The organism is Ruegeria sp. CF3 (assembly GCF_056537365.1).
In genome coordinates this window covers 49,521-68,697 of record NZ_JBQFRK010000008.1, presented here as the reverse complement: position 1 = coordinate 68,697, position 19,177 = coordinate 49,521, and the positions used below count along the sequence as shown (strand labels likewise).

At 57.3% G+C, this 19,177-nt stretch carries 17 protein-coding genes; 6 read left to right on the top strand and 11 right to left on the bottom strand.

From position 1 onward, the window contains the following. The first annotated feature begins 55 nt into the window (after positions 1-55). The 3 genes from ACR0KC_RS20350 to ACR0KC_RS20340 are packed head-to-tail and all read left to right on the top strand — an operon-like array spanning position 56 to position 4,179. The gene (locus ACR0KC_RS20350; RefSeq protein ID WP_480707539.1) at positions 56-1,042 is read left to right on the top strand and encodes a glycosyltransferase family 2 protein; all 987 of its coding nucleotides are present in this window, start codon (positions 56-58) and stop codon (positions 1,040-1,042) included. Then, on the top strand, positions 1,039-2,739 hold the full coding sequence (locus ACR0KC_RS20345) for a DUF5927 domain-containing protein (RefSeq protein ID WP_480707513.1): 1,701 nt from the start codon (positions 1,039-1,041) through the stop codon (positions 2,737-2,739). Before ACR0KC_RS20350 ends, ACR0KC_RS20345 begins: the two co-directional genes overlap by 4 nt. A gap of 6 nt (positions 2,740-2,745) precedes the next feature. Next, a complete protein-coding gene (locus ACR0KC_RS20340) occupies positions 2,746-4,179 on the top strand; it encodes a nodulation protein NodH (protein WP_480707512.1) in 1,434 nt (477 codons plus the stop codon). Between the two features lie 7 nt (positions 4,180-4,186). Here ACR0KC_RS20340 and ACR0KC_RS20335 read toward each other — a convergent pair whose 3' ends face one another. The 8 genes from ACR0KC_RS20335 to hslO form a co-directional block, all read right to left on the bottom strand. Next, positions 4,187-4,705 carry a L,D-transpeptidase family protein gene (locus ACR0KC_RS20335; protein ID WP_170399336.1) on the bottom strand — a complete coding sequence of 173 codons (519 nt, stop codon included), beginning with the start codon at positions 4,703-4,705 and terminating at the stop codon, positions 4,187-4,189. 62 nt (positions 4,706-4,767) lie between these two features. Further along, positions 4,768-5,553, bottom strand: coding sequence for an ion transporter (locus ACR0KC_RS20330; protein WP_170408783.1), 786 nt, complete (start codon positions 5,551-5,553; stop codon positions 4,768-4,770). Positions 5,554-5,575: 22 nt separating this feature from the next. Next, a complete protein-coding gene (locus ACR0KC_RS20325; protein WP_480707511.1) occupies positions 5,576-6,799 on the bottom strand; it encodes a class I SAM-dependent RNA methyltransferase in 1,224 nt (407 codons plus the stop codon). Positions 6,800-6,838: 39 nt separating this feature from the next. Beyond that, positions 6,839-8,671, bottom strand: coding sequence for an ABC transporter ATP-binding protein (locus tag ACR0KC_RS20320; protein WP_170399345.1), 1,833 nt, complete (start codon positions 8,669-8,671; stop codon positions 6,839-6,841). Continuing rightward, positions 8,668-10,506 carry an ABC transporter ATP-binding protein gene (locus tag ACR0KC_RS20315; protein ID WP_170636716.1) on the bottom strand — a complete coding sequence of 613 codons (1,839 nt, stop codon included), beginning with the start codon at positions 10,504-10,506 and terminating at the stop codon, positions 8,668-8,670. The genes ACR0KC_RS20320 and ACR0KC_RS20315 overlap by 4 nt, the downstream gene beginning before the upstream one ends. A 194-nt stretch (positions 10,507-10,700) precedes the next feature. After that, positions 10,701-11,855: a CCA tRNA nucleotidyltransferase gene (locus ACR0KC_RS20310; protein WP_480772196.1), complete on the bottom strand. Its 1,155-nt coding sequence runs from the start codon at positions 11,853-11,855 to the stop codon at positions 10,701-10,703. Next, positions 11,852-12,451: a CoA pyrophosphatase gene (locus tag ACR0KC_RS20305; protein WP_170399354.1), complete on the bottom strand. Its 600-nt coding sequence runs from the start codon at positions 12,449-12,451 to the stop codon at positions 11,852-11,854. The genes ACR0KC_RS20310 and ACR0KC_RS20305 overlap by 4 nt, the downstream gene beginning before the upstream one ends. Beyond that, positions 12,441-13,427 carry an Hsp33 family molecular chaperone HslO gene (gene hslO, locus ACR0KC_RS20300; protein WP_170399357.1) on the bottom strand — a complete coding sequence of 329 codons (987 nt, stop codon included), beginning with the start codon at positions 13,425-13,427 and terminating at the stop codon, positions 12,441-12,443. Before hslO ends, ACR0KC_RS20305 begins: the two co-directional genes overlap by 11 nt. A 76-nt stretch (positions 13,428-13,503) precedes the next feature. Between hslO and ACR0KC_RS20295 the strand changes: the two genes are divergently transcribed. Next, a complete protein-coding gene (locus ACR0KC_RS20295) occupies positions 13,504-13,947 on the top strand; it encodes an NUDIX hydrolase (protein ID WP_480707510.1) in 444 nt (147 codons plus the stop codon). Here the strand turns inward: ACR0KC_RS20295 and ACR0KC_RS20290 are convergent. Next, positions 13,944-15,218, bottom strand: coding sequence for a SpoIIE family protein phosphatase (locus ACR0KC_RS20290; RefSeq protein ID WP_170399510.1), 1,275 nt, complete (start codon positions 15,216-15,218; stop codon positions 13,944-13,946). The genes ACR0KC_RS20295 and ACR0KC_RS20290 overlap by 4 nt on opposite strands. A gap of 142 nt (positions 15,219-15,360) precedes the next feature. Here ACR0KC_RS20290 and ACR0KC_RS20285 point away from each other — a divergent pair, with 142 nt between their 5' ends. Further along, on the top strand, positions 15,361-15,690 hold the full coding sequence (locus ACR0KC_RS20285) for an Hpt domain-containing protein (protein ID WP_170426321.1): 330 nt from the start codon (positions 15,361-15,363) through the stop codon (positions 15,688-15,690). Here ACR0KC_RS20285 and ilvA read toward each other — a convergent pair. Together ilvA and ACR0KC_RS20275 are read right to left on the bottom strand one after the other, a co-directional pair. Then, positions 15,687-16,913, bottom strand: a complete 1,227-nt coding sequence (gene ilvA, locus ACR0KC_RS20280; RefSeq protein WP_170399362.1) for a threonine ammonia-lyase IlvA — start codon at positions 16,911-16,913, stop codon at positions 15,687-15,689. The two genes, ACR0KC_RS20285 and ilvA, sit on opposite strands and share 4 nt — an antisense overlap. 57 nt (positions 16,914-16,970) lie before the next feature. Next, on the bottom strand, positions 16,971-17,738 hold the full coding sequence (locus ACR0KC_RS20275; protein WP_170613548.1) for a hypothetical protein: 768 nt from the start codon (positions 17,736-17,738) through the stop codon (positions 16,971-16,973). 138 nt (positions 17,739-17,876) lie between these two features. On the opposite strand from ACR0KC_RS20275, the gene ACR0KC_RS20270 reads away from it, so the two are divergent. After that, positions 17,877-19,103, top strand: a complete 1,227-nt coding sequence (locus tag ACR0KC_RS20270; RefSeq protein WP_170426327.1) for an argininosuccinate synthase — start codon at positions 17,877-17,879, stop codon at positions 19,101-19,103. Positions 19,104-19,177 lie beyond the last annotated feature (74 nt).

The window sequence follows — 19,177 nt, the reverse complement described above, 5'->3', positions numbered from 1 at the left end:
ACGCGCGTATCAAAAAAGGTTGGGCAGCCGCGTGAGCCTTTTGGATTCCTATCGCATGAGATTGCGGCGCAAGCGCCGCCTGCTGCGTTGCCTGCGTCGGCGCCGGGATCTGAAAGCGGTGCAAGATAACACCAACAAGATCAAAGAAAACGACATCTTGTTGATGAGTGTGATGCGGAACGAAAAGATCCGCCTTCCCTATTTTTTTGAGTACTATCGAAAGCTTGGTATCAATCACTTCCTGTGCGTGGACAACAACAGCGATGACGGCACCCATGAATACCTGAGCGGCCAGCCGGACGTTTCGGTGTGGTGGACGGATGTAGGTTACAAGAATGCGACCTTTGGTCTGGATTGGTCCAACTACCTGCTGCGCCGCTATGCGCATAAGCACTGGGTTCTGACGGTCGATCCGGATGAATTCTTTATCTATCCTTTTTGCGATACCCGCCCGATCCGCGCCCTGACCGACTGGCTGGACGATACTGGTGTGCGCAGTTTCGGCACCATGCTGATCGACATGTATCCCGAAACCGGAATCATGGATGCGCCCTATCATGAGGGCCAGAACCCCTTTGAAGTCGCGCCTTGGTTCGATTCAGGCAACTTCATGATTACCCGCAACCCGACCTATGGGAATCTGTGGATTCAAGGCGGTGCACGCGCACGGGTTTTCTTTCAGGACAATCCCCTGAAGGCTCCGGCCCTGAACAAGATACCTCTTGTGAAATGGCACCGGCGCTACGCATATGTCAGCTCAACCCACGCCTTGCTGCCGCGCGGGCTCAATCAGGTCTATGAAGAGCAGGGCGGTGAAAAAACCAGCGGAGCACTGTTGCATGCAAAGCTGATCAATACGCTTGGGGAAAAAGCTAAAGAAGAGTTGCTGCGCGGACAGCACTATGCTGCGTCGGGCGAGTACAAGGCTTATGCCAAGCAGTTAGAGGATAATCCGGTTTTCTGGAACAAATGGTCCGAGAAATACATCAACTGGCGACAGATTGAGATCCTCGGCCTGATGTCCAAGGGGAACTGGGCATGAGCAGCTTGGGCATCATAATGCTGGTGCACACTGCGCTGGATCGGGTTGAGCAGGTGGCACGCCATTGGGCCGCCTCGGGCTGTCCTGTGGTCATTCATGTAGATCAGAAAGTCGGCGATCCGGCTTATTCCGATTTTGTCGCCGCTTGTTCGGATGAACCGCTTATTCTGTTTTCCGAACGCCATGTCTGTGAATGGGGCGGCTGGGGTATTGTCGCCGCATCGCAATCCGCTGCATCGCTGATGTTGGAGAGGTTTCCGAACGTCCGGCATGTATATCTGTCCTCGGGCGCGTGTCTGCCGCTGCGTCCGGTCGCTGATCTGATCGACTATCTGGCCGACCGGCCCCGTGTCGATTTCATCGAAAGCGCAACCACGCGCGACGTCAGCTGGACGATCGGCGGCCTGGATCTGGAACGTTTCACCCTGAGTTTCCCCTTCTCATGGCGCAGGCAACGAAAACTGTTTGACAATTACGTGCGGTTGCAACGCGCCCTCGGTCTGCGCCGCAGAATTCCAGACGGTCTGGTGCCCCATATGGGCAGCCAGTGGTGGTGTCTGACCCGCCAAACCTTGTCGGCCATTCTTCAGGATCCCAAACGCGCCGAATATGATCGCTATTTTCGCCAGGTCTGGATTCCCGATGAAAGCTATTTTCAGACACTGGCACGGCTCTATTCCACCCATATCGAAAGCCGATCGCTGACCCTTTCGAAGTTCGACTATCAAGGTCGGCCGCACATGTTCTACGACGATCACCTGCAATTGCTGCGCCGGTCCGACTGTTTCGTGGCGCGCAAAGTCTGGCACAGCGCGAACCGGTTGTATCAGACCTTCCTGACCGACCACGAAGGCGCACTGACCCCCGCCGAGCCCAACCCCGGCAAGATCGACCGGGTGTTTTCCAAAGCGGTCGAGCGGCGCGTTCGCGGACGGGATGGTCTTTATATGCAAAGCCGCTTCCCCCGCGCGGCTACGGAACGCAGCCTGACAGCCTTTCCCTATTCGGTGTTTCAAGGCTTTACCGAGTTGTTCGAGGATTTCGAACCTTGGCTGACAAACGCCATCGGCGGGCGGGTGCATGGGCACCTGTTCGGTCCCGAACGGGCGCAATTTGCCGAAGATGAGACGATCATCAACGGTGCGCTCAGCGATTGCGCCACGCTACGCGACTATAACCCCTCGGCCTTTCTGGCGAACCTCATCTGGAATACACGAGGCGAGCGTCAGTGCTTTCAATTCGGGCCAACGGATATTCAGAAAATCAATGAATTCCTGACGCAAGACCAGAATGCACATATTGCGGTCATCTCGGGGGCCTGGGCGGTTCCATTGTTCCGTTCGAACCTGAATTTTGCCGATATCCGGTGCGAAGCTGCCCGCCTACAACAGATCGAAAGCAAACAGCTCAAGCTGCTGGATGCCGCCCGCGCAAAGACGCGCATTCGAATATGGACAATGGCGGAGTTTGTGGAATCCCCGATGGAGCAACTGCAGACCGTTCTGGAAGACATGGGCGCGCCCAAGCCCACCCATTTGACCGAGGCACCGACGATGGTGGATCTGACCGGGTTCGGAAAGTTCCTGCAAAACCTCAAGAACCAGGGGATGCATCCCTATCTGATGGGGGATTTCCCTGTGAATGACGTGTTTGGCGCACAGTCCAAATCGTTCAAGAAGCCCTATTTGGTGCAGTAACATAAAATGACCCGCCGCTTCGATTATTTCATCGTTCTGGCCGATATGCGGACCGGTTCGAACCTGCTTGAATTGCAGCTGAACACGCTGGATGGCGTCACGTGTCACGGAGAAGCGTTTAACCCCTATTTCGTCGGCCTGCCAAAACTGGACAGTGTTCTGGGCTTTACCCTGGAAGATCGTGAACGCGACCCGATGGCGCTAATCGACGCTATCCGAAAGGCGCCGGGCGAGATGAACGGCTTTCGTTTTTTCAGCGACCACGATGCGCGGGCGCTGCCACCGGCGCTGGATGATCCGCGCTGCGCCAAAATCATTCTGATGCGCAACCCTCTGGATAGCTACATATCGTGGAAAATCGCCTTGGAAACAAAGCAGTGGCGGTTGGTAAACATCAAGCAACGGCGGGAGGCGCAAATCACCTTCGATGCCGAAGAATTCGCCGAACAGCTCGACCAGCGGCAAGCATTTCAACAAACAGTGCTCAAACATCTGCAGACCACCGGGCAAACACCGTTCTATATCGACTATGACGATCTAACAGATTTGGACGTTCTGAACGGCCTTGCCGCGTGGCTTGGCGTCAGCGCACGTCTTAAGGAGCTGAACCAGCATCTCAAACGTCAAAACCCAGCGCCTGCCCTGTCGAAAGTGACCAATCCGGATGATATGGAGCTGGCCCTGTCGCAACGTGACCGCTTCAAGCTACACCATATCCCAAGTTACGAGCCGCACCGCGGGCCGGCTGTTTCGCGCTATGTGGGTGCTGCGCAAACTTCGCTGATGTACCTTCCGGTGCGCGGCGGCCCCGAGGCTGAAGTGGTGCAGTGGATTGCCGATCTGGACGGGGTGTCACAAGCCGACCTGATCACCGGCCGCAATCAAAAACAGACCCGTCAATGGATGCAGGATCATCCCGGTCACCTCAAATTCACGGTGCTGCGCCATCCGCTGGCGCGCGCGCACGCTGTGTTCTGCGACCGTATTCTGCACACAGGCCCCGGCGCATATGTCAGCATTCGCAATATGCTGAGCCGACGGTACAAGGTCCCGCTGCCTGCCAAGGGTGATCTCAGCAATTATACCCGCGATCAGCATTCCGAGGCGTTCGCGGCCTTTTTGGGCATGCTGCGCAGTATTCTGGCGGGTCAAACCCCGATCCGTGTGGATGGGGAATGGTGCGGACAGGCGCAGACGCTGGAAGGCATGGCCGGTTTCACCATGCCCGACCTGATCCTGCGCGAGGATGAGATGGAAACCGCCTTGCCCGACCTTGCCTACAAAGTTGGGCATACAGCCCCGCCAACCCCAAACAGGGCCAAGCCGGACGCGCCGTTTGCACTTGATCAGATTTACGACGCACAGCTTGAAGCGCTGGCGAAGGAAGCATACCAGCGCGACTATACAATATTTGGATTTGGTGACTGGAAACCGCTTTGAACCTTGCTTAGGGGCGCAGGGTAATCACGGTTCCTTCATTCACCATGGCGTAGATCTCTTCGATCTCATCATTCTTGACCGCAATACAACCTGCCGTCCAATCCGGGGTCTTCTTCGCCCGCTTGAACTCGGATCGCAGATTGGGTTGTCCGTGAATGAAGATGTCGCCGCCCGGATCAACACCTGCGGCCTTGGCTTTAGCCAAGTCTTCCGAATTGGGATACGATATACCCAACGATAGATGATACCTGCTGCGCGGATTGCGACGGTCGATCAGATAGGTGCCCTCGGGCGTACGGCCATCGCCTTTTTTGTTTTTCGTGCCGGTGGGCGCAAATCCTAGATCGATATCATACTCCCGCAAAATCTGCTCGTTATGGAGCAAATACAGCTTGCGTGCACCTTTGTTGATGACCATCGAGGTCACCTCGGGCCCGCGATAAGAAAGAAATCTGGGTTTCGCTGAGGCACACGCTGAAAGGCTCAGCGTTGCCATTGCGCCCATTCCGAATGCTCGACGATCCATTATTTTCACTGCCTGATGCTCTTTTTTGTCAATTATTATGCCAGATTTTCGCGAAACTTAAATCACTTTTTGCTGTTCGACTGTTCCGTCAGGCGGCGTTCGATCGATTCCAGCCTTTCAAGAACCTCATCACGATAGGCATCGGTCTTGACCTCATCCTCGGCATGGTGCGCATCCTGCATCGAGTTCACGATGAGACCGACCAGCAAGTTCACCACCGCAAAGGTGGTCACCATGATGAAGGGAACAAAGAAAAGCCAAGCGTAGGGATACACCTCCATCACAGGGCGGACAATGCCCATGGACCAGCTTTCCAGCGTCATGATCTGGAACAGCGTATAGGCCGACAGACCCAGATCGCCGAACCAATCGGGGAACGTGCCCGAGAAAAGTTTGGTTGAGATCACAGCGCCGATGTAAAACAGGATCGCCATCAGCAGGAACACGCTGGCCATGCCCGGCAGGGCTGAGATGAAGCCTTCGACCACTCGGCGCAGGCGCGGCGCGACCGAGATGACGCGCAGCACCCGGAGGATACGCAGTGCCCGCAGAACTGAAAGCGCCCCTGCACTGGGAACTAGGGCGACGCCCACGATCACGAAATCAAACACATTCCAGCCGCTGGTGAAGAACCGGCGCCCTGTGGCGATCAGTTTCATGACGATTTCGATGACGAATATGGAAAGGCACAGCTTGTCCAGCGTCACGATCAGCGGGCCCGCTGCGTCCATCAGCGTAGGCGATGTCTCCATCCCCAGCAGTACCGCGTTGAACAGGATCACACCGGTGATGAATTTCCCGAAAGCCGGTGCTTCGATGATGGGCAGCAGTCGTTGGGCGATCACCATGCGGGCGGTCCTTATCTCAGGGTTATTTGTTCAAAATGAACCGAGCAGCAAGTTCGGTGTGTGACGACCATCGAAATTGGTCAACCACCTGTACCCATTCAAGGGCATATCCGGCGTTAACCAGCATTTTTGCGTCACGGGCAAAGGTGATCGGGTTGCACGAGACATAAGCAACCACCGGGCGCATGGCCTGCGCCAGCTCGGCCACCTGCGCCTCGGCCCCAGCACGCGGCGGGTCAAGCACAACGGCGTCGAATTTCTTGAGTTCATCGGGCATGAGCGGGCGGCGGAACAGGTCTCGGGCCTCGGCTGTGACGTGTTTCAAGCCTTGCGCCTTGCGCCAGCCCTGATCCAAGGCCTTCGTCATCTCGGCCTCACCTTCAACCGCATGCACCTCGGCCGTCTGCGCCAGCGGCAGCGAGAAGGTTCCGCAGCCCGCGAATAGATCGACAATCCGCTTGGCCCCCTGCGTCGCATCGGAAACGGCCTGTAATAGAGCCTGTTCTCCGTCTTTTGTGGCTTGCAAAAACGCTCCGGGCGGTGGGGTGACGCCAGCGGTTCCAAAGCGTTGGATCGGAGGTACACGCATGGCGATAACCTCATCATCCCAACTAAGCCGGGCAAGGCCGTGATGCTCGGTCGCCTGCGCGAGCGCCAGCTCCAACGGTCCATCCAGCGGTTTGCCGCCCTTGACCGCAACATCCAATCCGCCTTCGGACAGGGTCAGCGTTACGGCCAACACACCTTTCCGACTGCCACCCAACAACGCCAAGGCTTCGGCCACCGGGATGGCAGCAATCAAGGTTGGGTGCAGCAAATGGCAATCCGGGATTTCGGTAATCGTGTCAGAAGCGCGACCATGAAACCCGGCCAGCGTACCCTTCTTGGTGCGCCGCACGGCGATGGTGGCCCGACGGCGGGATCGATCAGGCGAAGTGTGAATGGGCCGCATCGGGGCATCGAGCCCCTGCGCGGCCAACGCGTTGCGCACCACCTCAACTTTCCACTCGGCGACAAAATTATCGGTCGCATGTTGCAACTGGCAGCCGCCGCAGGCCTTGTAATGACGGCAGGGTGCCTTCACCCGCTGATCCGAGGGTGTTTCGACGCGAATATCGTTCAAAAACTGACCCAGCAACGTACCGCTGACCACTTCACCCGGCAGAGTGCGTGGCGCATAGATCGGACCATCGGCGATTCCGTCGCCCTGATGTCCAAGGCGGTTTATTGTGTATTGCTGCGTCATGGAGGCCTGATAACTGGGGTTTGAGCGCAACAAAACCCTTTATTCTGCAGCCTCGGCCTGAATGAAGCCGCCCGATTGGCGATGCCAGAACCGGGCGTACAACCCGCCACGCTCCAGCAGAGCCTCGTGCGTCCCGCTTTCAACGATGTGACCGTGGTCCAGAACAATAATCCGATCCATCTCGCTAAGCGTGGACAGGCGGTGGGCAATAGCCAGCACGGTCTTGCCCTGCATCACCCGGTGCAGTGCCGTCTGAATCGCTGCCTCGACCTCGGAGTCCAATGCCGACGTCGCCTCGTCCAGAACCAATATCGGTGCGTCTTTCAGGATAGCGCGAGCCAAGGCGATCCGCTGTCGTTGCCCGCCGCTCAGCTTCACGCCGCGTTCGCCCAGATGCGCGTCATAGCCCTTGCGTCCTTGCGCATCCTCGAGACCGAGTATGAATTCATGCGCCTCGGCTTTGGTCGCGGCCTCTATCAGCTCATCTTCAGTCGCGTCAGGACGACCATAGAGGATGTTCTCGCGCGCCGAACGATTGAACATTGCGGTTTCCTGCGTGACCATGCCGATCTGGCGGCGCAAGCTGTCCTGAGTGACTTGGCTGACATCCTGCCCGTCGATGCGAATGACGCCTTTTTCGCCGTCATAGAGCCTGAGCAGCAGTGAAACCAACGTTGATTTCCCTGCACCAGACGCCCCGACAATGCCCAGCTTTTCGCCCGGTGCGGCGGTGAAATGCAGATCGGAGACACCGCCAATATCGCGGCCATAAGCAAAACTGACATGATCAAACGCAATCTCCCCTTCTGAGACGATCAGTTCAGAGGCGTTCATCGCGTCCTCGACCCGGTCGCGCTTGGTCAGAGTATGCATCCCGTTTTCAATCTCACCGACATTTGCGTAAAGACCCATCAGTGTGAAACTAACCCAGCCTGTCATTTGTGAGATACGGATCGCCACGGCCCCCGCCGCTACGATATCCCCGGCGGTCGCGCCACCCGCCCGCCACAGCCATAGCGTTGCGCCGATCAACAGGACCGGCAGAACCCCCGCCAGAGTCATCAGGATGAACCGGAAACTGGCCGATAGTTTGCCGAATTCCAGCGACCGTTCACGCAGGTCGACCATGGAATTTCGGGCGGTATGATCTTCGAACTCGGAATGGGCAAACAGCTTGACGGTCTTGATGTTGGTGATCGTATCGACCACCTGCCCCGACACCATCGCCCGCGCCCCCGCCCGCGCAGCAGAGCGTACGCGGATGCGTGGAAGATACCAGCGCACCAGCAGGAAATAGACAACAAGCCAGGCAACAAATGGCAGCATCACAAGCGGGTGAATAGACCCTAATAAAAGCAATGAGCCTGCAAGTGAGGCAATAGCGAAGACAATAGCGCTGATTGTTTCGGACACCACTTGCGTCATGGCGTTCGATGTCTGCATCTGTTTTTGGGCGATACGTCCGGCGAAATCGTCATCGAAATAGGTCACAGACTGGCCCAGCGTCCAGCGGTTCAGTTTTGCCAAAACCAACGGCGTGATGTTGGGCATGACGATGTAGTTGTTTGCCACCGATGACAGTCCGAACAGTGCGGGGCGTAGAAGCATGAAGAATGCGACAGCACCCAAAATGATCGCGAGATTGCCGCCGGTCAGAAACGCCTCGGGGCTGCTGTTGGTGGTCAGATCAATCACGCGGCCCAAGACCCAGGCGGTGCCAGCCTCCATCGCACCCGCGATCGCCGAGAAGGCGGCTGCGACGAACAGCATCGGCCAGGCGCCGGACAAGCTCCAACGGATGAACGCCCCCAGCGTTTGCGGCGGGGGCGTTTCTGTGTCTTTGAACGGTTGGATGAGGTCGGCAATCCTCATTCAGCGGCCTCCGGGTTTAGGAAGCCTCCAGATTGCCGCGCCCAGAACTGAGCGTAAAGCCCTCCTTGCGCCAACAGATCGGAATGACCACCTTGTTCAACGATCCGGCCGCCATCCATCACAAGGATGCGATCCATCTGAGCAATCGTGCTGAGCCGGTGCGCGATGGCGATCACGGTCTTGCCTTGCATCATGCCGTAGAGTGTTTCCTGTATCGAGGCTTCGACTTCGGAATCTAGGGCAGATGTCGCCTCGTCCAATAGCAAAATCGGCGCGTCTTTCAGGATCACCCGCGCCAGCGTTACACGCTGCCGCTGACCGCCCGACAGTTTCACGCCCCGCTCGCCCACATGCGCATCATAGCCAGTGCGGCCCTCCGGGTCTTGCAGATCGAGGATGAACTCATGCGCTTCGGCCTGTTTCGCAGCGGCAATCATCTGTTCTTCGGTCGCATCAGGCCGACCATAGAGGATATTGGCCCGAACCGAGCGGTGCAACAGAGCACTGTCCTGCTGAACCATGCCAATATGGCTGCGCAAACTGTCCTGCGTGACCTTCGAGATATCCTGGCCATCGATCAGGATCGCACCCTTCTCGACGTCGTAAAACCGCAAAAGCAGCTTTACTAGGGTCGATTTTCCGGCACCTGAGCGACCGATCAGGCCGATCTTTTCGCCTGGCCGGATGGTCAAGTTGACGTGATCCAAACCACCGGTTTCCCGTCCATAGTGATGAGACAGATCGCGTATTTCGATCTGGCCATTACCCAGCCGCAAAGGTTTCGCATCAGGTTCGTCCAACAGATCGATGGGCTGCGCGATGGTCTGCATACCCTCGGCAACGATACCCAATTCGCGAAAGAAGCTGGTCAGCGCCCACATGATCCACCCGGTCATGGCATTCAGCCGCAGCGTCAAGGCTGTGGCGGCGGCCACCACACCGACCGTTGCGCTACCTTGCGTCCAAAGCAAGATCGCCCAACCAACGACTCCCACGATCAGCACACCGTTCAATGCAACCAGCGCGGCATCCATAATGGTGAAAATCCGCATCTCGATCTGGAAAGTGCGGCGGGTTTCCGCAATCGCCTCGCGCGCATAGTCCTGTTCCTGAGTGTCATGGGCAAACATCTTGATGGAGTGGATGTTGGTATAGCTATCCACCACCCGGCCCGTCACGGTAGATCTTGCATCCGACGCCGCCTGCGACGCGGGGCCGACCCGCTTGACGGTCCACCGCACCAAGGCCCCATAGAACACCAGCCAAATCAGCAACGGCAGCAACAGGCGCGGATCAGCTGCCATCAGCAAAATGGCCGCGCCGATCATGTAGGCGATCGAGAATGAAATCGCGTCAAAGACCTGAAACACCACCTCGCCCGCGGCGGGCGGGGTCTGAACAACCCGGTTTGCGATGCGCCCGGCAAAGTCATTCTCGAACCAGCCAACCGATTGACGCAGAACATGTTTATGCGCCCGCCAACGGATCAGAGTGCCAAAGTTCGGCAGGATTGTGTTGTTGAGCAGCAAGACGTCAACAAGCTGAAGGATGGGACGAATAAACAGGATCAAGGCGGCAACCACGACCAATTCAGTCCCGTGCGCCTGCCAGAATTCAGCAGGAGAACTGCCCAACAGGTCCACAACGCGACCCATATAAAAGATCAGCCCGACCTCGACAGCAGCAACGACCACGGACATCAGCGCGGCCAATACAAAAACGCGTTTGAAAGGCTGCGAGTATCCCAGCATGAAAGGCCACAGCCGCGTCGGTGGCTTGTCAACCTGTTCATAGGCAACAAAAGGGTCAATGAGATTTTCGAAGTAGCGAAACATGGAGAGTGCTCCGATTGAGCAGAAAATAGGTCATGCGAAGAAAGATGGCGCCAGAACACCACCCCCACGGGTCAAAGTGTTCCGGGCTTTAGCCGAACCAGATCCCGTAATACATTCGCATTCCTCCCTCCATATGAGTCAGGCGCACCCTGCCAAATCAAATCGGGTTTGTCATCCCTTTTTGAGACTTCAAATCAGTCGGCCAGCAATTCTTCGCGGCTAAGCGCGAAATCCGACGCGATCCAACGCGCCTCAAGCTCGGCCAGTTTTGCGCCCAGCGCGGAGCCCGAGAAGGCGGGGATCAAATCCGCCGCCTTGATCGGGAAACTGGCCGCAGACCCTTTTTGCAAAGCTCGGTTCAGGTCTTCGGACCAAGGCTGTTCAAGAAATGCATGACGCAAAAGTGTCTCGTGCAATCCGCCTTCCGACCCATAGCGATAACCCAATTCTGCGACACTGGTCGTCGCCATCGCTTCGTCGCGCATCCGAGCCAGACGCTGCAGTTGCGCGCGGCTAAGACGCAGGGTTTTGGCCACTTCGGGCGATGCAATCGCGGCCAAACGACGAATCGCTTCGGGCGCTGCATGGGCGTCTTGTTCCAGCTGAATCAGGATCGCCAGCGCCCGGTCATCAGCCCCGGGCAAAAGCTGCGCCAAAACGCCAGTGATGCGCATGGCGGCCACCGACGGCGCGGGGTCAGGCGCAGCGAGCAGTTTAAGCATCTCGGCCCCGACCCGTTCGCGCGAAAGTGTCTCTAACCCGTCCAAATTTGCAGCTATTGCATCCAGTGCAGCGGGGTCAAAGCCACCGTCCGCATCCCCGTACCAAGCATGAAACCTGAAATATCTGAGCGATCTCAGGTAGTCTTCTTGGATGCGATCACTGGCCTCCCCGATGAACCGTACGCGACGCGCCTGTAGATCCGGCAAACCGTTCAGCGGATCAAGGATTGTGCCGTCAGGTTTGGCATAAAGCGCGTTCATGGTGAAATCACGACGCGCGGCGTCTTCTTCGACCTTGTCGGAAAAGGCGACGACAGCACGCCGACCATCCGTTTCGACGTCACGGCGAAACGTCGTGACCTCGTGCGGGATACCTTTGCTGACAATCGTCACGGTGCCATGGTCTATCCCTGTTGGTATCGGCTTCAGCCCAGCTTTCTGCGCCAGTTCCACGACGTGTTCCGGCCCAGCGTCTGTGGCGATATCAATGTCAGAAACCGGCGCCTGCAGCAGAGCATTGCGCACACAACCTCCGACGAATAGCGCCTGCGCCCCGCCATTGGTCAGGGCGGTGCATACATCCTGCGTGGCTTGGTCGGTTAACCAATCTTCTGTGATCCGCTTCATTCACTCATCCGCGCAGCCAATCCCCGCAGCATCCGTGCCGTCGCACCCCAGATATAATAGGGGCCATAGGGCACAGCATAGTAATACCGTCTTTGGCCACGCCAACGGCGCGACTCGACGACATAATTCTCTGGGTTCAGGACATGCGCAAGCGGAACGAAGAAGATCTCATCCACCTCGCCCGGTTCGGCGACTGGTTCAAAACTGGCTTCAAGGATCGCAACAACCGGCGTGACCGAAAAGGACGTCACGGTTTCATGAGTCGGCAGATGACCCAGAATACTGGGTAATTCTGGCGGAAGACCAATTTCTTCCTGTGCTTCGCGCAAAGCTGTCGCAGTAACGTCGATGTCGCCCTCATCCTGTTTTCCACCCGGAAAGGCGATCTGGCCCGGATGGTGTTTCAACGCCGAAGAGCGTTTGGTCAGGATCAATCGCGGTGCGTCTCCGGTCACAGAAACAGGCACTAACACGCCCGCAGGGCGCAGTTTGCGCCCCGCCGGCAGCACCGTTTCCGGGTTCAGATCAAAGTCACTGGACCCGGACCCATCACGGCTCAGCGCCTCGGTCAGGTCTGTGATCAGATCACGCGCCATCCGGGCCTTCGGCCTCGAACCCGACGGTCGCAGGGTCCAGCACATAGTGCGCACCGCAGAATTGGCAGTCTGCTGTGACGGTGCCTTCGTCCGTGGTCATTGTCGCAATATCCTGCGCCGAATAGATCGACAGGCTTTGGCGCACGCGATCTTCGGAACAAGTGCAACCGAATTTTACCTGCTGTGCATCATAGACGCGAGGCTGTTCCTCGTGAAACAGACGCACCAGAAGGTCGGTTGGCGCAACGGATGGCCCGATCATCTCCAGATCATCCACGGTGTCGAGCAGGATGTTGACGCGATCCCAGTTCTCGCCCTCTTCACCATCCACCAGATCCGAGGCAGACAGGATCTCTCCGCTGCCCTCCCCGGAAGCCGCAAAGGGCGAGGCTTTGGGCATGTGCTGCAGCATGATCCCGCCAGCGCGCCAGTGTTCACCGACACCGGGTTCGGTCGATTTGCCGAAGCTCAACGAAAATCGGGTCGGCAGCTGTTCGGACTGCGCGAAATAGGCTTCCGCACACGCGCTCAGTGATCCCCCAGCCAGTGGGGTGATGCCCTGATAAGGCTGTGTACCTTCACCTTGGTCGATCATGATGGCGAAGTACCCGTCACCCACCTGATCGAAAGGGGCTGCATCGGTCAGCCGGTCGCGGTCAAAGCTCGCATAGGCGCGGATCTGCGCGGGTTCGCCCTCGACCTGTGGCGCATAATAATCGGTTGCGATCATCCGCACCGCGCCCTTGGATTGCACCTGCAGAGACAGCTTCCAGCGCAGCGATACCGTTTGCCCTATCAATGCAGTCAGCAGGGCCATCTCGGCCACCAGCGCCTCGACCACCTCGGGGTAGTCGTGCTGTTTCAAGATGCCGCCCAACACGCCGTCCAGCCGGGCCACGCGGCCTCGCATGTCGGGTATATCGAGTTGAAAGGGCAGGACGGTATCGTCCCACGCGATTTTGGTTCCAATAGACATGGGGTTTCCTTAAGCGCCACAGGTTGGCATACCGCCACCATATAGGTTGAACAGTTTGGGTTGAAAGGGGCCTTACATGATCAGACGGTTCGGTGAAAGCCCCGAGGCAGAGCGAAAATACACCCGGCGGGCCGGCGTTTATGCCCTATTGCCACAAGGCAACCGATTGCTGCTGACCTGTCAGCTGGAACCCGGACCCGATCTGCAGCTGCCGGGCGGCGGCATCGATCCGGGGGAATCACCCATTACAGCGCTTCACCGTGAGGTTTACGAAGAAACCGGCTGGCTGATCGCCGCGCCCCGGAGAGTGGGTGCGTTTCGTCGATATACCTACATGCCGGAATACGATCTGTGGGCCGAGAAGGTCTGCCTGATTTACCGCGCCCACCCGGTCAGACGCCTAGGCCCTCCGACCGAAGACTTTCACGAGGCCATTTGGATGGAGACCGCAGATGCCGTTCATCTGTTGGGCAATGAGGGCGACGCCCATTTCGCCCAGCGCCACCTGCATGGGCTTTAAGGTCCGTTATATTCAAAAAACACTGCAGAGACATCATCCGCAATTCCGCTGTCCGGTGACATCACCTGTGTAAGACGCCAGAACATGTCATCCAGGAATTCCGGTCCACCGTGATCGGCGGCGCATTCAACAGCCATCGCCTTCAACCCGTCATCATCCAGCAGACTGCCGTCGGCGAGCTGGCATTCGGTGAACCCGTCCGAATGCAAGAGCAGCTTGTCGCCCGGTTGCATATAGGTTTCCGTCTGCTGAAACTGCGCCTCAGGCAGCAGGCCAATGGGCAACCCGCCTTCGCCCAGAAACTCGGTTTTACCATCACGGCGCAGCAACAGCGGATGCGGGTGTCCGGCCTGCACCATTTTCAGATGTCCGTTGCGCAGATCGATGATGGCATAGACCATGGTGAAATATTCTTCGATCCCGGCATCGGCGATCAGACGCGAGTTGAGCAACGACGCGACCTCTTCGGGTGGCAGAAGGGCGTAGAATTTATTGAAACGACGCTCCATCGCGATGTTCTGATCGAAATGCGTGCTGGACAGATACCCGCCCAGCCGTGCCGTCATCATCGCAGAGGTGATCCCGTGGCCGGAGACATCGATGCTGTAGAACCCCAGCCGATTGACACCGGGCGAGAACATCCCCACCAGGTCACCACCGATATGACCACAGGGTTTCAGAAGCAGGCTGACCTGTGAGTTGCCAAAGGTCCCCTTCAATTCAGGCACCAGCGAATCCTGAATTTTGCGCGCCTGCATCAGGTCTTTATCGATCGCATCATGGGCAAGCTTCAGTTCGTTCAGCGCTGTTTCGATCAACTGGTTTTTTCGGGACAATTCGCGTTGCATGTCAAGAATACGCGCCCCGGCCGATATGCGAGCACGCAGCTCATCAGCCTCAAGCGGCTTGATCAGAAAATCGTCTGCCCCAGCATCCAGACCGCGCGCGACCTCCTGCTTTTCGCTTTTTGAGGTCAGAAGAATGAAATAGCTATATTGCTCACTGTCCAGCTCTCGGAAGGCGCGACAAAACTCAAGCCCGCCCATACCTGGCATGACCCAGTCGCTTAGAACAAGATCAGGTGGGTCCGAGGTGCAAAGCTCTATCGCGGCTTCACCACTGTCGGCTTCAAGAACCTCGAATCCCCACTTTTTTAGCGAGGCCACCAGAATGCGCCGCTGCAGACGGCTGTCGTCCACAACAAGAACCTTGCGGATCGCGCCAAAATCCAGCTCGACCCGGGCCTCTACTTGACTGGCATCCGGCACCATGAAGTCCCTGTACTTGCTCAACTCTCCAGTTGTCGCAACGCTATGCCTCTCAGCTTAACATCCTATGAAAAACCAAATGGCCGCGATTTAACCCCATCTTTACCCGCGACGGTCTAACAATATGCAACCGCAAGAGGGTGGCATGATTCAGTGGTCCAGAGTCAGACAGTTACGTGATGAAGTCGGCGCAGACGAGTTCACCGAGGTTGTCGAAATCTTTTTGGACGAGGTTCAGGAAGTTATCACTAAGCTACGCGATGACACTGCCCGCTCCGAGATCGAACAGAACCTACATTTCCTGAAGGGCAGCGCGCTGAGTCTTGGCTTTGATAGTTTCTCGAAACTGTGCCAAGACGGTGAGCGACGCGCAGCCGCAGGTGAAAGCGCCGCCGTTGATTTGCTGGCGATTATCGCGGCCTACGACGAGTCGAAAAAACTGTTTCAGGCCGGTCTGGCCGAAAACCTGCGCTAGATCACAAACTGTGCCAGCGTCTCGTCTTCGGTGATATCCGTATAAGTGAACCCGGCTTCATCCAGATGCGCAAACAGGCGCATGAAGTTCTCAGGCTTTCGCGTTTCGATTCCGATCAGGACCGAGCCAAAGTTGCGCGCCGATTTCTTCATGTATTCGAACCGTGCGATATCGTCTTCGGGCCCCAGAATACCCAGAAATTCTTTCAGGGCACCGGGGCGCTGCGGTAGGCGCAGGATGAAATATTTCTTCACCCCGGAATAGCGCTGCGCACGTTCTTTGACCTCTGGTAAACGCTCGAAATCGAAGTTCCCGCCCGAGGTGACACAGACCACCGTCTTGCCACGCACAAAGCTTTGCACGTCACCCACAGCCTCAACCGCCAACGCACCGGCAGGTTCCAGAACGATGCCCTCGACATTCAGCATCTCGATCATGGTGGTACAGATGCGGTCTTCGGACAAAGTCAGCACATCCGACAGATGCCGCGATTTCAGCAATTCAAACGGTTTCTCACCAATCCGGCCTACTGCTGCGCCATCGACAAATGTATCCACATGATCCAGCGCCACCGGGTGCCCCGCTGCCAGCGCCGCGCGCAAACACGCCCCGCCGGCCGGTTCCACGAACAGGCAATGCGCCCGGTCCCCGAACCAGGTCGCCACCCCCGAAGACATACCGCCGCCGCCGACCGGCAGAATTACATGATCGGGCACTCGGCCCAATTGCTCTTCGATCTCAACCGCCAATGAGGCCTGCCCCTCAATCACATCCGCATCATCGAACGGAGACAGGAAATATCCGCCCTGTTCTGCGCACCAGCTTTGCGCCGCAGCCAGCGTGTCATCGAAATAGTCACCGATCAGGTGAACCTCGATATTGTCGCCGCCGAAAATGCGCGTCTTCTGGATCTTCTGCTGCGGCGTGGTCACCGGCATGAAGATCACACCCCGCACACCCAGATGCTTACACATATAGGCCACGCCCTGCGCATGGTTGCCAGCGCTGGCGCAAACGAATAGGTCCTGCCCCTGCTGCTTGCGCATCGCATTGAACGCACCGCGGATTTTATACGACCGCACCGGGCTGAGGTCTTCGCGCTTGAGCCAGATATCCGCGCCGTAACGGTCGGACAGATGGGCGTTCCGCTGCAACGGAGTTGCCGGAAACACTGAGCGCATTGCCTTTTCGGCAGCGCGGGCGCGGGTCGTGAAATCAGTCATGTTGGATTCCCTGCCCCATCATCGTCGAAAGGGCAAGGAATACATATGTGTACGGGCTTAGGCCAGCTCGCGCTTTTCGATGAACACACCATAGATCGTCGTCAGGATACTGACATTGATCAAGGGGACGATCAGCATGCTCGCAAACAAGACAATCAAGACACCTATGATCGGGACGAAAAGCAGCAAAGACGCCAGTAGCTGAAGCAATATTTGGAAGAGAATGGACAAGACAACCAGAAGTGCGATGGCTCCGCTTGCGCCCGAGGTTGCTTGCCACGCTTCAGACAGCTTTATTGGTTTTCCGATCGCTGCGCCGGGTAAAATCGGGGAGGCCCGATAGAATCCGATCGTGAGAAAGATGATCAAACCCAGCCAAACCAGAACTCCCAGCGCCACAGAGGATTGCGCCATCATGCCCATGATCAGCGCTCCCGGTATCATGATGATAAGAGCGATTAGGCCGAGCATCAGAAGGCGTCCGAAATAGGCGAGCACACGGTCGAACCTGAAAGGCGGAACCAAACCGCTTGGATATTCCTCAAGTAGAACGAAACGGTGCCACGACACGACAATCCACAGCATGACCCCAAAGACAACGGCCATAAGGCAGAGCAGAAATCCGGTGAAGGACGCGGCCGTTACGCCTTCAGGGAAGCCATTGGTTTCACTGTTGAATTCTTCGAAAGGGATGCCAAACAGGAAGAACAGGCCGATGGCTAAAAAGCCGCCAATGAGCGCCGGTACGACTGAAATCTGTAGCGCCTGCGTCAGGTTCCTCAAAACCATCTTCACCGAATGTACGAAAATCTCCAGCCCCAGCATGAAACCGCCCTCTCAACCAATCCTTGTTCTCTATCCGCCCGTTTCACCGCAATTCCCGCCCTGCGTCAATGCACGCCGCTTGCCCCCACGTCCAAAACCCGCTAGGGGCCAGTCGTTCTACGTACAAAGGGAAATCAGATGTCCGCGCCCAAGAAAGTTGTTCTGGCCTATTCCGGTGGCCTTGATACCTCGATCATTCTGAAATGGCTGCAGACCGAGTATGGCTGTGAGGTCGTGACCTTCACCGCCGATCTGGGTCAGGGCGAGGAACTGGAACCCGCCCGCAAGAAAGCCGAGCTGCTGGGGATCAAACCCGAGAACATCTATATCGAAGACATCCGCGAGGAATTCGTCCGCGATTTCGTCTTCCCGATGTTCCGCGCCAATGCACAGTACGAAGGGCTGTATTTGCTGGGTACGTCGATTGCGCGCCCTCTGATCTCGAAACGTCTGGTCGAGATCGCCGAAGCGACCGGTGCTGACGCTGTGGCCCACGGCGCGACTGGCAAGGGCAACGATCAGGTTCGTTTTGAACTGGCTGCTTACGCACTGAATCCCGAAATCAAGGTGATCGCGCCGTGGCGTGAGTGGGACCTGACCAGCCGTACCAAGCTGTTGGAATTTGCCGAGGCGAACCAGATCCCGATCGCCAAGGACAAGCGTGGTGAGGCCCCGTTCTCGGTCGATGCCAACCTGCTGCACACCTCGTCCGAGGGCAAAGTGCTGGAAGACCCCGCCGATATGGCACCAGACTATGTCTATCAGCGCACCGTCCACCCCGAGGATGCGCCGAACGAGCCGGAATTCATCGAGATCGGCTTTGAAAAAGGCGACGCGGTCAGCATCAATGGCGAGGCGATGAGCCCCGCCACCATCCTGACCAAGCTGAACGAATATGGCGGCAAGCACGGCATTGGCCGTCTCGACCTGGTCGAAGGTCGCTTTGTCGGTATGAAGTCGCGCGGCATCTATGAAACCCCTGGCGGTACCATCCTGCTGGAGGCCCATCGCGGCATCGAATCCATCACCATGGACCGTGGCGCGATGCACCTGAAAGACCAGTTGATGCCGCAATATGCCGAGCTGATCTATAACGGCTTCTGGTACAGCCCCGAGCGTGAGATGCTGCAGGCGGCCATCGACAAGTCGCAAGAGCATGTCACCGGCACCGTTCGCGTGAAACTGTACAAAGGTCTTGCCTCAACCGTGGGCCGCTGGTCGGATCATTCGCTGTACTCCGAGGCGCACGTGACCTTTGAGGAAGACGCCGGTGCATATGACCAGAAAGATGCGGCAGGCTTCATCCAGTTGAACGCACTGCGCCTGAAGCTTCTGGCCGCGCGTGACAAACGGCTGAGCAAGTAAGCGTTCAGAATTTTAGATCTGGCCCCGGTGTCTGATCAGGCACCGGGGTTTTTCTTTGCCCGGTTTCCGTCGGG